This window comes from Paraclostridium benzoelyticum, from assembly GCF_001006285.1.
GTDB lineage: Bacteria > Bacillota > Clostridia > Peptostreptococcales > Peptostreptococcaceae > Paraclostridium > Paraclostridium benzoelyticum.
Map to the genome: position 1 here is coordinate 1 of NZ_LBBT01000185.1, position 12,979 is coordinate 12,979.

13 protein-coding genes are annotated in these 12,979 nt (G+C 31.0%); 10 read left to right on the top strand and 3 right to left on the bottom strand.

What is annotated here, in order from left to right; translation table 11 throughout:
* Positions 1-153 precede the first annotated feature (153 nt).
* From VN21_RS08750 to VN21_RS08785, 8 genes are read left to right on the top strand one after another with little or no spacing between them, the layout of a single operon-like run.
* On the top strand, positions 154-1,818 hold the full coding sequence (locus VN21_RS08750; RefSeq protein WP_046822912.1) for a propanediol/glycerol family dehydratase large subunit: 1,665 nt from the start codon (positions 154-156) through the stop codon (positions 1,816-1,818).
* Between the two features lie 16 nt (positions 1,819-1,834).
* Entirely contained in the window at positions 1,835-2,410 is a 576-nt protein-coding gene (locus VN21_RS08755) for a propanediol/glycerol family dehydratase medium subunit (protein WP_046822913.1), read from the top strand.
* A gap of 20 nt (positions 2,411-2,430) precedes the next feature.
* Entirely contained in the window at positions 2,431-2,853 is a 423-nt protein-coding gene (locus tag VN21_RS08760; protein WP_046822914.1) for a diol dehydratase small subunit, read from the top strand.
* 28 nt (positions 2,854-2,881) lie between these two features.
* Entirely contained in the window at positions 2,882-4,729 is a 1,848-nt protein-coding gene (locus tag VN21_RS08765) for a diol dehydratase reactivase subunit alpha (RefSeq protein WP_046822915.1), read from the top strand.
* Positions 4,719-5,078 (top strand): glycerol dehydratase reactivase beta/small subunit family protein, encoded by a 360-nt coding sequence (locus VN21_RS08770; protein WP_046822916.1) that lies wholly within the window; start codon positions 4,719-4,721, stop codon positions 5,076-5,078. The genes VN21_RS08765 and VN21_RS08770 overlap by 11 nt, the downstream gene beginning before the upstream one ends.
* 33 nt (positions 5,079-5,111) lie before the next feature.
* Positions 5,112-5,537, top strand: coding sequence for a GlcG/HbpS family heme-binding protein (locus VN21_RS08775; RefSeq protein ID WP_046822917.1), 426 nt, complete (start codon positions 5,112-5,114; stop codon positions 5,535-5,537).
* Positions 5,538-5,585: 48 nt separating this feature from the next.
* Positions 5,586-6,743, top strand: a complete 1,158-nt coding sequence (locus VN21_RS08780; RefSeq protein ID WP_046822918.1) for an iron-containing alcohol dehydrogenase — start codon at positions 5,586-5,588, stop codon at positions 6,741-6,743.
* Between the two features lie 25 nt (positions 6,744-6,768).
* Complete coding sequence (locus VN21_RS08785; RefSeq protein WP_084822045.1) at positions 6,769-7,479, top strand: MIP/aquaporin family protein; 711 nt, start codon at positions 6,769-6,771, stop codon at positions 7,477-7,479.
* Between the two features lie 52 nt (positions 7,480-7,531).
* Here the strand turns inward: VN21_RS08785 and VN21_RS08790 are convergent, their stop codons facing one another.
* Together VN21_RS08790 and VN21_RS08795 are read right to left on the bottom strand one after the other, a co-directional pair.
* Positions 7,532-8,002 (bottom strand): cupin domain-containing protein, encoded by a 471-nt coding sequence (locus VN21_RS08790; protein WP_046822919.1) that lies wholly within the window; start codon positions 8,000-8,002, stop codon positions 7,532-7,534.
* Between the two features lie 103 nt (positions 8,003-8,105).
* The gene (locus tag VN21_RS08795; protein WP_046822920.1) at positions 8,106-8,663 is read right to left on the bottom strand and encodes a DUF6143 family protein; all 558 of its coding nucleotides are present in this window, start codon (positions 8,661-8,663) and stop codon (positions 8,106-8,108) included.
* 299 nt (positions 8,664-8,962) lie between these two features.
* Here VN21_RS08795 and VN21_RS08800 point away from each other — a divergent pair, with 299 nt between their 5' ends.
* A complete protein-coding gene (locus VN21_RS08800) occupies positions 8,963-11,044 on the top strand; it encodes a methyl-accepting chemotaxis protein (protein ID WP_052952023.1) in 2,082 nt (693 codons plus the stop codon).
* 40 nt (positions 11,045-11,084) lie between these two features.
* Here the strand turns inward: VN21_RS08800 and VN21_RS08805 are convergent, their stop codons facing one another.
* Entirely contained in the window at positions 11,085-11,933 is an 849-nt protein-coding gene (locus tag VN21_RS08805; protein ID WP_046822921.1) for a patatin-like phospholipase family protein, read from the bottom strand.
* Positions 11,934-12,123: 190 nt separating this feature from the next.
* Here VN21_RS08805 and VN21_RS08810 point away from each other — a divergent pair.
* A partial coding sequence (locus VN21_RS08810; protein ID WP_046822922.1) for a hypothetical protein occupies positions 12,124-12,979 on the top strand: 856 nt, incomplete at its 3' end.

The window sequence follows — 12,979 nt, forward strand, 5'->3', positions numbered from 1 at the left end:
AATAAAAAAGTACTATTTAAAATTGATAAAAATTAAACAATAAAATCCAATAAGATAGCAAGAATTTGTAATGGAATAAATGTGAATATATATTAATATTTATTTAACGACAAAAGCCAACAATTTTATTTGAATTAAAGGGAGGAACTATAAGTGAAATCAAAAAGATTCCAAGTTTTATCACAACGTCCTGTAAATCAAGATGGTATTATAGGCGAATGGCCAGAAGAGGGATTAGTAGCAATGCACAGTCCTAACGATCCCAAACCGTCTATAAAGATTGAAAATGGAAAAGTATTAGAGCTAGATAGTGTAAAAAGAGAAGATTTTGATATGATAGATAGATTCATAGCTGACTATGCAATCAACTTAAATAAAGCTGAAGAAGCTATGAAAATTGATTCTTTAGAAATAGCCAAGAAGCTTGTTGATATAAATATTGGTAGAGATGAAATAGTTGAGATAATAACAGCCATAACTCCTGCTAAAGTAGTGGAGGTAGTTTCTCATATGAATGTTGTTGAAATGATGCTTGCACTTCAAAAAATGAGAGCTAGAAAAACTCCTTCAAATCAATGTCATGTTACAAACCTAAAAGATAACCCTGTTCAAATTGCAGCAGATGCAGCAGAAGCTGGATTAAGAGGGTTCTCTGAACAGGAAACTACAGTTGCTATCGTTAGATACGCACCATTTAATGCATTATCACTATTAATTGGAGCTCAAGTAGGACGTCCTGGGGTCTTAACTCAATGTTCAGTTGAAGAAGCCACTGAACTTGACCTTGGAATGAGAGGACTTACATGTTATGCAGAAACAGTTTCAGTATATGGAACAGAACCTGTATTTACAGATGGAGATGATACTCCATGGTCAAAAGCTTTCCTAGCATCAGCGTATGCATCAAGAGGGCTTAAGATGAGGTTTACATCAGGTACAGGTTCAGAAGCATTAATGGGATATTCAGAAGGAAAATCAATGCTTTATCTAGAGGCGAGATGTATATATATAACTAAAGGAGCTGGAGTCCAAGGTCTTCAAAATGGAGCAGTAAGTTGTATAGGTATGACAGGTGCAGTTCCGTCAGGAATAAGAGCTGTTTTAGCTGAAAACTTAATAGCATCGATGCTTGATATAGAGGTTGCTTCTGGAAATGACCAAACTTTTTCACATTCAGATATAAGAAGAACAGCGAGAACATTAATGCAAATGTTACCAGGAACAGATTTTATATTCTCTGGATATAGTGCAGTTCCAAACTACGATAATATGTTTGCAGGCTCAAACTTTGATGCTGAAGATTTCGATGATTACAACGTGTTACAAAGAGACTTAATGGTAGATGGTGGATTAAGACCAGTATCAGAAGCAGAAACTATTGCAATAAGAAATAAAGCTGCAAGAGCAATACAAGCTGTATTTAAAGAATTAGGATTCCCACCTATAACAGATGAAGAGGTTGAAGCGGCAACTTATGCTCATGGAAGTAAAGACATGCCTGAAAGAAATATAGTAGAAGATTTAAAGGCAGCAGAAGAAATGTTAAATAGAAGAATAGTAGGTCTTGACGTAGTAAAAGCATTAAGTGTTAATGGATTTGATGATATAGCAAACAACATATTGAACATGCTTAAGCAAAGAGTAACAGGGGATTACTTACAAACATCAGCTATATTAAATACAAACTTTGATGTTATAAGTGCAGTTAACGATAAAAATGATTATAAAGGCCCAGGAACAGGATATAGAATAAGTCCTGAAAGATGGGAAGAAATAAAGAATATACCTAACGTAGTAAAACCAGAAGATATAAAATAAGTGAGAGGTGAAGGATATGGAAAATATAGCGAATCAATACGAAATTAAAGCACTTGAACTTAATGAAACTGGAAATGCAAAAGTTGGGACTAATGTAGATGAAGTTGTTATAGGATTAGCACCAGCATTTCTAAAATTTCAAAGCAAGACATTAGTGGATACTTCACATAGTGATATATTGACCGAACTTATCGCAGGTATAGAGGAAGAAGGGTTAAAGGCAAGACTTGTTAGAGTTATAAGAACATCAGATGTTTCATTTATAGCAAATGATGCAGCAAAAATAAGTGGGTCAGGAATAGGAATTGGTATACAGTCAAAAGGAACAACGGTTATTCATCAAAAGGACTTATTACCGTTAAATAACTTAGAATTATTTCCTCAAGCACCGCTATTAACATTAGATATATATAGATTGATAGGAAAAAATGCAGCCAAATATGCTAAGGGAGAATCTCCTAACCCAGTGCCAACTAAAAATGATCAAATGGTTAGACCTAAATTTATGGCAAAAGCAGCTTTATTCCATATAAAAGAAACTAAATATGTAGAGGTTGGAGCAAAACCTATACAAATAGATGTGAAATTTTAATTTGAAGGAGAGTAATTTTTATGGAACAAAAAAAGATGAATTCTCACGACTACCCTTTAGCTAGAAAAAGAACTGATGTTATAAAGACACCTACTGGAAAGGGTTTGCAAGAAATAACTTTGGAAAATGTACTAAACGGAGAGATTAAACCAGAAGATGTTAGAATATCTCCAGAAACTTTGGAAATGCAAGCTCAAATTGCTGAAGATATGAATAGAAATGCTATTGCGAGAAACTTTAGAAGAGCAGCCGAGCTTATAAACTTTCCTGATGATAGAATAATTGAAATATATAATGCATTAAGACCATATAGATCAACAAAAGAAGAGCTCCTAGCTATAGCTGATGAGGTTGAAAATGTATATGGAGCGAAAGTTAATGCTGAATTTATAAGAGAAGCTAGCGAAGTTTACGAAGAAAGAAAAAAATTAAGACAAGAGTAATTTGCTTTGAATTTAAGGAGAAAAGTTAATGAAGATAATCTCAGGTGTAGACATTGGTAATGCTACAACAGAAGTGGTATTAGCAAAAGTTGAAAATGAAAAGATAAAATTTCTTTCAAGTGGAATAGTTCCAACAACAGGAATAAAGGGAACTGAAGAAAATATAGAAGGAGTCTTTTCCTCCTTAAAACAAGCTTTAGATAAAGTAAATCTAAAACTTGAAGATTTAGATTTGGTAAGAATAAACGAAGCAGCTCCTGTTATCGGGGATGTTGCTATGGAAACTATTACTGAAACAATTATAACAGAATCTACAATGATAGGTCATAATCCATCTACTCCAGGTGGAGTGGGGCTAGGTATAGGAAAAACTATCTATATAGAAGATTTAGATAAATTAGATGTAGAGAAAGTAAAAGATGAACAATTTATTCCACTTATTTTAAGTAGAGTTAATTTCTTAGAAGCTTCAGCAAGAATAAATGCAGCAACTAAAAAGGGAATAAATATACAAGCAGCAATTGTTCAAAGGGACGATGGGGTTTTAATAAATAATAGGATAGAAAAGAAAATACCAATAGTTGATGAAGTCATGCTCTTAGAAAAAGTTTCAGTAGGAATGAAGGCAGCGGTAGAAGTTGCAAAACAAGGAGATGTTATTGAAACTTTATCAAATCCATACGGAATCGCAACAGTTTTTGAATTAACTTCAGAAGAAACTAAAATGATAGTTCCTATATCTAGAGCCTTAATAGGAAATAGGTCAGCAGTAGTAATAAAAACTCCAAAAGGAGATGTTCAAGAAAAAGTTATACCTGCTGGGAAAATTCATATAAATGGACTAAAAAGAAAAGAGGCTGTAGATGTAGAACACGGAGCCAAAAATATTATGGATGCAGTTGGTTTATGTGTTCCTATACAAGATGTAAAAGGGGAACCTGGAACAAATGCAGGTGGAATGCTTGAAAGAGTAAGACAAGTTATGGCAAATCTTACTAAACAAAAAATAGCAGATATTACTATACAAGATTTATTAGCAGTTGACACATTTATACCACAAAAGGTAAAAGGTGGGATAGCTGAGGAGTTTTCAATGGAAAATGCAGTTGGAATAGCTGCTATGGTTAAAGCTGACAAACTTCAAATGCAAATGATAGCTGATAAATTACAAGAAAAATTAGGTGTTTTAGTTGAGGTTGGAGGGGTCGAAGCTGATATGGCTATAAGAGGAGCTTTAACAACTCCAGGAAGTAGCACTCCACTTGCAATCTTAGATATGGGAGCGGGTTCAACAGATGCATCAATAATAAATAAGCAAGGTGAAATATGTTCAATACATCTAGCTGGTGCAGGGAATATGGTAACTATGCTTATAAAGTCTGAATTAGGACTTGAAGATTTTACCTTAGCAGAAGATATAAAAAAATATCCACTTGCTAAAGTTGAAAGTTTATTCCATATAAGGCATGAAGATGGGACCGTAGAGTTTTTCGAAAAATCATTAGATTCTTCAGTTTTTGCAAAAGTAGTAATATTAAAAAATGGAGAAATTGTACCTATTGAGGGGCAAAATTCTATAGAAAAAATTAAAAATATAAGAAAGTCTGCTAAAGAAAAAGTATTTGTAACTAACTGTATAAGGGCACTGACAATAGTATCACCTACAGGAAATATAAGAGATATAGAATTTGTTGTATTAGTTGGTGGATCATCATTAGATTTTGAAGTTCCTCAATTAGTAACTAACTCATTATCTCAATATGGAGTAGTAGCGGGAAGAGGGAACATTAGAGGAACAGAAGGACCTAGAAATGCAGTAGCTACAGGGCTTGTGTTAGCTTTTAATGGAAATGGAGAAAAAGGTAATGTTAACTAAAGGTTTTAATCACAATACACCAACAATATATATGTACCTTTGTAAAGAACTTAAAGATTTAAAAAATATAGATGAAATTTTATGGGGTATAGAAGAAGAAGGAATTCCTTGTAAAGTATTAGAAAATGAAGAATCTCTTATATCAGAAAAATTAAGCTATATTGCATCTCAAATTTCTAGGTTATCAGTAGGCATAGGTATAGATAAAACTGGTAAAGTTACATTAACTTTAAATAAGTTAAAAGAAAATGAACCTTTATTTATTGCTCATATTGATGATAGTTCTAATACTTTAAGAAGCTTAGGATCAAATGCAGGCAGATTAGTAAAAGGAATACCATTTAAATAGTAAAAAACTAAAATAGCTTAGGAGGCTTTAGTTATGAAAAAATTAAATGAAATAAAAGAATTGAGCTTAGATATAGTAAAAGAAATGGCAAAAGCAGCAGAAGAAAAAGCGCAAGAAATGAATGTCCCAGTAATATTTGCAGCAGTAGATGCAGGTGCAAACTTAATGTTAATGCACAGAATGGAAGAAGCATTTATAACTAGTATAGATATTGCAATAAACAAAGCTTATACAGCAGCTTGTTTAAAGCAAGGAAGTCATAGTATTGCAGAGTGTGTTCAACCAGGACAAAGTCTTTACGGGCTTCAACTTACAAACAACTGTAAAATAGTACCTTTTGGAGGGGGATTTCCTGTAATAGTTGATGGTAAAGTTGTTGGTGCAGTTGGAGTAAGTGGAGGAACTGTAGAAGAAGACATGGCTATAGCTCAAGCAGCAATAGATGAATTTAACAAGTAGGCATTTAGATTTAATAATACAACAAAAATTAATCGGAGGAAATGACAAATGAGAATGTATGATTATTTAGTACCAAGCGTTAACTTTATGGGAGCTGGATGTGTAAAATTAGTTGGGGAAAGATGTAAAATATTAGGTGGGAAAAAAGCCTTAATAGTTACAGATAACTTTTTAAGACATATGGAAGGTGGAGCTGTTGAATTAACAGTTAAATCTTTATTAGAAGCTGGAATAGAAGTTGAATATTATGATCAAGTAGAACCAAATCCTAAAGATACTAACGTTATAGATGGTCTTAAAATATATCAAGAAGAAAATTGTGATATGATAGTAACAGTTGGTGGGGGAAGTGCACATGACTGTGGTAAAGGAATAGGAATAGCTGCAACTCATGAAGGAGATCTTTATGAATATGCAGGTATAGAAACTTTAACAAATGCATTACCACCAATAGTTGCTGTTAACACTACAGCTGGAACAGCAAGTGAAGTTACAAGACACTGTGTTATAACTAACACTAAAACTAAAGTGAAATATGTTATAGTAAGTTGGAGAAACTTACCATTGGTTTCTTTCAATGACCCGGAATTAATGGTTAAAAAACCAGCGGGATTAACTGCTGCAACAGGAATGGATGCATTAACTCATGCTATAGAAGCTTATGTATCAAAAGATGCAAATCCTGTAACTGATGCTGCGGCTATTCAAGCTATAAAATTAATATCAAGAAATTTAAGACAAGCTGTTGCATTAGGTGAAAACCTAGTTGCAAGAGAAAACATGGCATATGCTTCATTATTAGCAGGTATGGCATTTAACAATGCAAACTTAGGTTATGTTCATGCTATGGCACACCAACTAGGTGGATTATATGATATGCCTCATGGAGTTGCAAACGCAATGTTACTTCCTCATGTTGAAAAATACAATGTAATATCTAACCCTCAAAAATTTGCCGATATAGCTGAGTTCATGGGTGAAAATATAGATGGATTATCAGTAGTGGAAGCTGCAGAAAAAGCAATAAATGCAATGTTTAAGTTATCTAAAGACATAGGGATACCTTCAAGCTTAAAAGAAATGGGAGTTAAAGAAGAGGATTTTGAATATATGGCAGAAATGGCATTAAAAGATGGCAATGCATTCAGTAATCCTAGAAAAGGAAATAAAAATGACATAATAGAGATATTTAAAGCTGCATTTTAGAGACTATAAAAAAGGTAGGTAATAAATGAATATTTCAGTATTTTTAGGAGAGCTAGTTGGAACTTTATTGTTAGTATTATTAGGAAACGCAGTTGTAGCAAATGTAATACTTTCTAAGACTAAAGGAAATGGTTCAGGATGGATAGTAATATCAACAGGATGGGCTTTAGCAGTAGCAATTCCAGTTTTTATATTTGGAAGCGTTACTGGAGCTCATTTTAATCCTGCAGTTACAATATCCCTTGCCGTTATTGGAAGCTTTCCATGGGAAAATGTACCTATGTATATAGTAGCTCAACTTATAGGGGCTTTTATAGGATCATTATTAGTTCTTATTTGTTATTACAATCATTTTGAAAAAACAGAAGATAAGGAAGTTAAATTAGCTGTATTTTGTACAGGACCAGAAATAAGAAACACAAAAATAAACCTTATTACTGAGATTGTAGGTACTTTTGTACTAGTTTTTGCAATATTAGGAATAGGACAATCCCCGCTTGCTGAGGGGATTCAGCCAATAGTAGTTGGGATGATAGTAGGAGCAATAGGTTTATGCTTAGGAGGACCAACTGGATATGCTATAAATCCAGCTAGGGATTTGGGGCCAAGGCTTATGCATTATTTAATGCCTGTACCAAATAAAGGCGATTCTGATTGGGGTTATGCATGGATACCAATAGTAGGTCCAATAGTAGGCGCAATTGCAGGAGCGTTAGTATATATAAGTATATTCTAGAAAATTATGCCTCAATGGTGAATTAATAAAATCACTATTGAGGCATAATTTATTATCTAGTTAATTTTATTATTATATCTTCAAGATGAGGATACATATCTAATAATTCGTTTCTTTCAAATAACTCAAAGTCTTCAAATGTAAATGCAGGTGCTACCATACATCCAACTAATGCAAAACCATCATTATTCATTGAAGATCCAAATATATATCCTTTAGGAACTAAAACTTGTGGAAATTCTCCGTTCTCAACATCTAGTCCTAACTGTTTAGTAATTAGCTCACCGTCTGGAGTAATCATATATATAGTAAGGGGTTGTCCGTCATGATAGTACCACATTTCATCTGACTTTAGTCTGTGAAAATTAGATACTTCTCCAGTTTCAAGCAAGAAGTATATACTAGTAAATAAATTTTTATTATCTCTAAATAAATCTTTTGAAACTACTGATTCCTTATAGTAACCACCCTCAACATGAGGTGCCATATCTAGGTTTTCTATATAATATTTTGCTGATTTCATACTGTACCTCCTATGTATAATGTTTTCATTATAACATAAATCAAGGCACTCTGACCTTAGTTTAATAAGAGTGCCTTTAGTTAGATTTAATTAAAAAATAAAATTAGCAAGTATGCTCATGATAATAGTATTTACAAGTATAAGGATACTCTTCCCACCATCCAAAAGCAACTACAACATCTGAAGTAGTAGTCAATCCAGTCAAATAAACAACTAGAGATTGACCTGGAGGAATTATTATTTGACCGCCATCTACGATTTCTGTTGAAACAGGCCCTACTATTCTAGAAAAAATTGGTACACCAGTAGGTACAGCAGCATCAACTAAATATTGTATTTGTCCATAAGGAATAGGCTGTGGATTAATAGTTAAATTAGTTACGTTTACTAGATTACTAGTACTCATTCCAGCTGGCAAAGTAGAATTAACGTAGAAAGCAGCATCTACTGCAGCACCTGATGGATTTTTTATAGTTATTACATCTACAAATAAATTTCTAGCAGATGTAGTTGGGTTAACTAATGCAGCTATAGCTGTAGTATTTACTCCTGTTGGATTTAATGTTGGAGTTTGACCTATAAAATATCTTCCTAATTCAGATTGATACAAAGCATAAGGGATAGAAATTTCTCTTTTAAATGAATTATTACTACATGTCATATATTATCACCTTTATATATATATTAGGGATAATAGTTATCCCTAATATATATTATTCAAAATTATTTAAAATGTGTTAAAAAATTTAATTAAATATACGAAAAATATCGAATAAAGATGATGAAATAATTATAAAAAATAATGAGGAATTATTGAATTTAGTATTAAAGAAAATCATCGATGGTTCGTAATATTATAAGTAGGATATTTTACAGGTTAAATGTTAAAAAATGGTTGTTGAAAAGTTGTTAATGTAAATTATAGGTTAACAAATAAAGTTAAAAAGGAGGAATAATTGTATGAAATCAAAAATGAAAACGAATATGAAGTACAAAAACAAAAGTATAAAAACTCAACTTACTTTTATAATAGTATGTGTAGTAGTAGTTTGTTGTTTATTGTTAGGATCAATTACGAGTTACTTAAACTATAAAACTTCGAATGAGATTTTAGCAAATTCAGTTGCAGAAATTACTAAAGAAGCATCGCAAACAGTTACTCAAAAAATAAAAAATCTTAAAGATGCTACAATACAAACGGGGATAATAAAAGAGCTTTCAGATCCTAAGGTAAGTGTTGAGGAGAAGCAAAATATTATTACACGACAAGAAAAACTTACAGGTTTAACTCTAGGACAAATTATATATGCAGATGGAAAAGATCTTTTTAGTGGAAAAGATTATTCATCTAGGGATTACTTTAAAATATCTATGCAAGGAGATGCATATATGAGTAGTCCTGTTGTAAGTAAAGTAACAGGAGATCTTACAATGGTAGTTTCAGCACCTATTTGGGAAAATGGAGTACAAGGAAGTAAGATTGTAGGTATAGTAACTTTTGACGTAGATAAAGATTTTTTAAATGATATAGTTAATGACATAAAAATAAGTAAAAATAGTTATGCTTATTTAATAGATAGTCAAGGAACTATAATAGCACATAAAGATAAAAAACTTGTAGCTGTTAAAAATTCTATAAAAGAAGCTCAAACAAACCCTAAAGAACAAGCTTTTGCAGAAATTGATAAAAATCTTATATCAGGAAAAACTGGAAAAGTTGATGTAGAGTTAAATGGAGAAAAATGGTTGCTAGCATATACTCCTGTTAATGATACTAATGGTTGGGGAGTAGGAATAATGACTAATAAGGCAGATTTCCTTGGTCCAGTATATACTTCAATTGGTACGACTATTGGATTAGCAATAATATTTACTATAGTATCATTTATAGCAGCTATAAAGTTTGCTAATAAGATAGGAAATCCATTAAAAGCTTGCAGTGAAAGACTTAAAAAATTAGCAGAAGGTGATCTAAACTCAGAAACTCCACAAATAAATGAAGAAAATGAAATTGGATTATTAGCTAGTGCTACAAATGAAATAGTTATTGATATGAGTGAAATGATTAGTACGTTAATGTATATATTAACAGAAATAAGCAATGGAAATTTAGATTTAGATACAAATGATGAAAAGTTAAATCGCTTATTTATAAATGATTTTGAACCTATGTTAGTAGCTGTAAATAAAATTATTGATAGTTTAAATAGCACTTTAGACCAAATAAGTATAGCTGGAGAACAAGTTGCAATGAGCTCAATACAGTTATCAGAAGGAGCTCAAGTTCTTTCTCAAGGAGCAACAGAACAAGCTAGCTCTATTCAGGAGCTTTCTGCAACTATAAGTGAAGTATCAGATCAAATTCAACAAACAGCTAAAAATGCAGTAAAAGCTAAGGCTATATCAACAAAATCAAGTGTTGCTACAGATAAAGGTAAAAAGCAAATGCAAGAGATGATTACTGCTATGGATGAAATAAGCAGTACTTCAAATAGAATTGGAGATATAATTAAAAATATAGATGACATAGCGTTCCAAACTAACATTTTAGCATTAAATGCAGCAGTAGAAGCAGCTCGTGCTGGAGAAGCAGGTAAAGGATTTGCAGTAGTTGCAGATGAAGTAAGAAATCTAGCTGAAAAATCAGCGCAAAGTGCAAAAGATACAGCTGAGCTAATTGAAAGATCTTTACTAGCGATAGAAAATGGATCAAAGATTGTATCAGAAACAGCAATATCTCTTGAAGAAGTTGTTAATGGAGCGAAGACTTCATCTGAAGTTATACAAGAAATAGCAGATGCAAGTAATGAACAAGCTCAGCATATAAATCAAGTAAACACTGGAATGGAACAAATTTCAGTGGTAGTTCAAACAAACTCAGCAACTTCTGAAGAAAGTGCTGCCGCAAGTGAAGAACTATCAAGCCAAGCTAATATGCTAAGAGATCTTATCGGTCAGTTTAAATTAAAAAATAATCAAGATAAGAAAGATAAGTATTTTGATGGAAAAATGTTATTTGATACAGAAGATTTTGAAATGTAACATTAAATAAAAATAACTGAACTTACGGAAGTAAGTTCAGTTATTTTTTTATAAAATCTAAAATTTTATCATATAACTCCTTAGCATTATCATATCCTTCTTCATATAACGCTGTAAGTTTTTTAGCATTCTTTTCAATTTGGCTAACATTAACTGGGTTTTTAGGTCTAATAACTAGAACGTCCCCATCTTTTTCTAATTGATTTACTAAATTAAGACTTTTGTTATAATTTAAATGTCTATTCTCAATTGCTTTAACGAGATTTGGGTATTTCTTATATTTTTTATTTACGATAGGAAGAAATTTTTGCTTATTTTTTGTGTAATTAATATCTCGAGTTAAAACAACTATATTTTTTTTATAACCCTGATTTAAAGCGTATTCGATAGGTATGGAATCAGATACACCGCCATCCACCAATTTAAAACCATCTATTTCTACTATATTTGCAAACATAGGTATTGAGCAAGATGCTTGCATATAAATTATTTCTTTTTTCAAATCTTTTAACTCAAAGTATTCTGGATATCCAGTTTCGCAATTAGTAGCAACCACTACAAATTTAGATTTAGATTTGGCAAAAGTATCATAGTCATAGATATTTAGTTCATTAGGAATTTTATTGAACATAAAATCCATACCAAAGATTGATCCAGTTTTAATTAAATTAGAAAAACTTAGATATCTTTTATCGTTTATATAGTCTACAGTAGCATTATATGCTCTTTTATATTGTTTTGATAAATATGAAGAAGCGTGACAACTACCAGCAGATACACCGATTGTTATATCAACTTCTATATTTTTTTCTATAAAAAAATCTAATACTCCAGCGGTGTATATACCGCGCATACCGCCACCCTCTAATATTAATCCTATTTTATTCATAGTATATCCTTTCTACAAAAGCACTTATATATGAAAAGTTATTAACTTGTAAATTACTTTAAATATAAAATTATTATAAATTAATAACTTTATATTGTCTAGCTTTGGAGGATTTAACTTAGCTATAAATTATTTAATCCGTATATAAACAATATGATTATAAATTATTATCATATTTAGGAGTGAACTGATGATTAATATAAATAAAAATTCTTATGATGTAGGAAATAAAACAAATATGGCTATAGGTAATAAAGAACAGTTAAAACAACAAATTAAAACTCCAAACCAAGAATGTCAAGCTATAGTAATTAGAATTAAAGACGAATTGCAAAAAGCAACCTTAATAGCGATGAAAATTATAAGTGGAGAAAGTATAAATAAATCAGAAGAAAAATTTATAAACCTTAAATATCCTGATATAAAAAAATTAGCTGAAAAATTGAAAGAAGATATAAAACAATTAAAGATTTTAATAAAAAATTGTAATTCAGATGAAGAAAGAAAAGATTTAATCAATAGAGGGATAAATAATGTAAAGATTATGGGGAAAAAGGGGTTAATATCGGAAGTTGAAGTGAAGTTAAAATTAGGAGCTTTAAGTGAAGTTGAAAAATTTTCAAATACAATAAAAATAGAAAATAAAAAGATTGAGGTTATAGCAATAAAGTTATTGAAGAATCAAAATTTAACTTCAAAAGAACTTGCTTTAATAGAAGAAAAAATACCAGATATAAAGCAAATAATTAACAAAATAATTAAAGAGAATAAATCATTAAAAGATGAGATTAACAATTGTAATACAACTGAAGAAAAACAACAAAAAATATCAAAGACTTTTAATGACTTAGAAAGTTTATTTAAAAGTAATAGAATTTCAGATTTAGAGTTTAAACTAAATTTATTTTATTTAAATGGTTTAGAAAAGGAAATAAAAAAAGAAAAAAATAAACAGCTTTGGATTAATCCTTATTTTTATTTAAATCCTTCATCACTAGTAGATAATTTAAGTGGAGTGTTAATAATTATAATAATAATTATAGCTA

Bases quoted from the DNA above. Each gene is read 5' to 3' on its own strand.
- VN21_RS08755 (WP_046822913.1), top strand. From the start codon at position 1,835: ATGGAAAATATAGCGAATCAATACGAAATTAAAGCACTTGAACTTAAT.
- VN21_RS08760 (WP_046822914.1), top strand. From the start codon at position 2,431: ATGGAACAAAAAAAGATGAATTCTCACGACTACCCTTTAGCTAGAAAA.
- VN21_RS08765 (WP_046822915.1), top strand. From the start codon at position 2,882: ATGAAGATAATCTCAGGTGTAGACATTGGTAATGCTACAACAGAAGTG.
- VN21_RS08770 (WP_046822916.1), top strand. From the start codon at position 4,719: ATGTTAACTAAAGGTTTTAATCACAATACACCAACAATATATATGTAC.
- VN21_RS08775 (WP_046822917.1), top strand. From the start codon at position 5,112: ATGAAAAAATTAAATGAAATAAAAGAATTGAGCTTAGATATAGTAAAA.
- VN21_RS08780 (WP_046822918.1), top strand. From the start codon at position 5,586: ATGAGAATGTATGATTATTTAGTACCAAGCGTTAACTTTATGGGAGCT.
- VN21_RS08785 (WP_084822045.1), top strand. From the start codon at position 6,769: ATGAATATTTCAGTATTTTTAGGAGAGCTAGTTGGAACTTTATTGTTA.
- VN21_RS08790 (WP_046822919.1), bottom strand. From the start codon at position 8,002: ATGAAATCAGCAAAATATTATATAGAAAACCTAGATATGGCACCTCAT.
- VN21_RS08795 (WP_046822920.1), bottom strand. From the start codon at position 8,663: ATGACATGTAGTAATAATTCATTTAAAAGAGAAATTTCTATCCCTTAT.
- VN21_RS08800 (WP_052952023.1), top strand. From the start codon at position 8,963: ATGAAATCAAAAATGAAAACGAATATGAAGTACAAAAACAAAAGTATA.
- VN21_RS08805 (WP_046822921.1), bottom strand. From the start codon at position 11,933: ATGAATAAAATAGGATTAATATTAGAGGGTGGCGGTATGCGCGGTATA.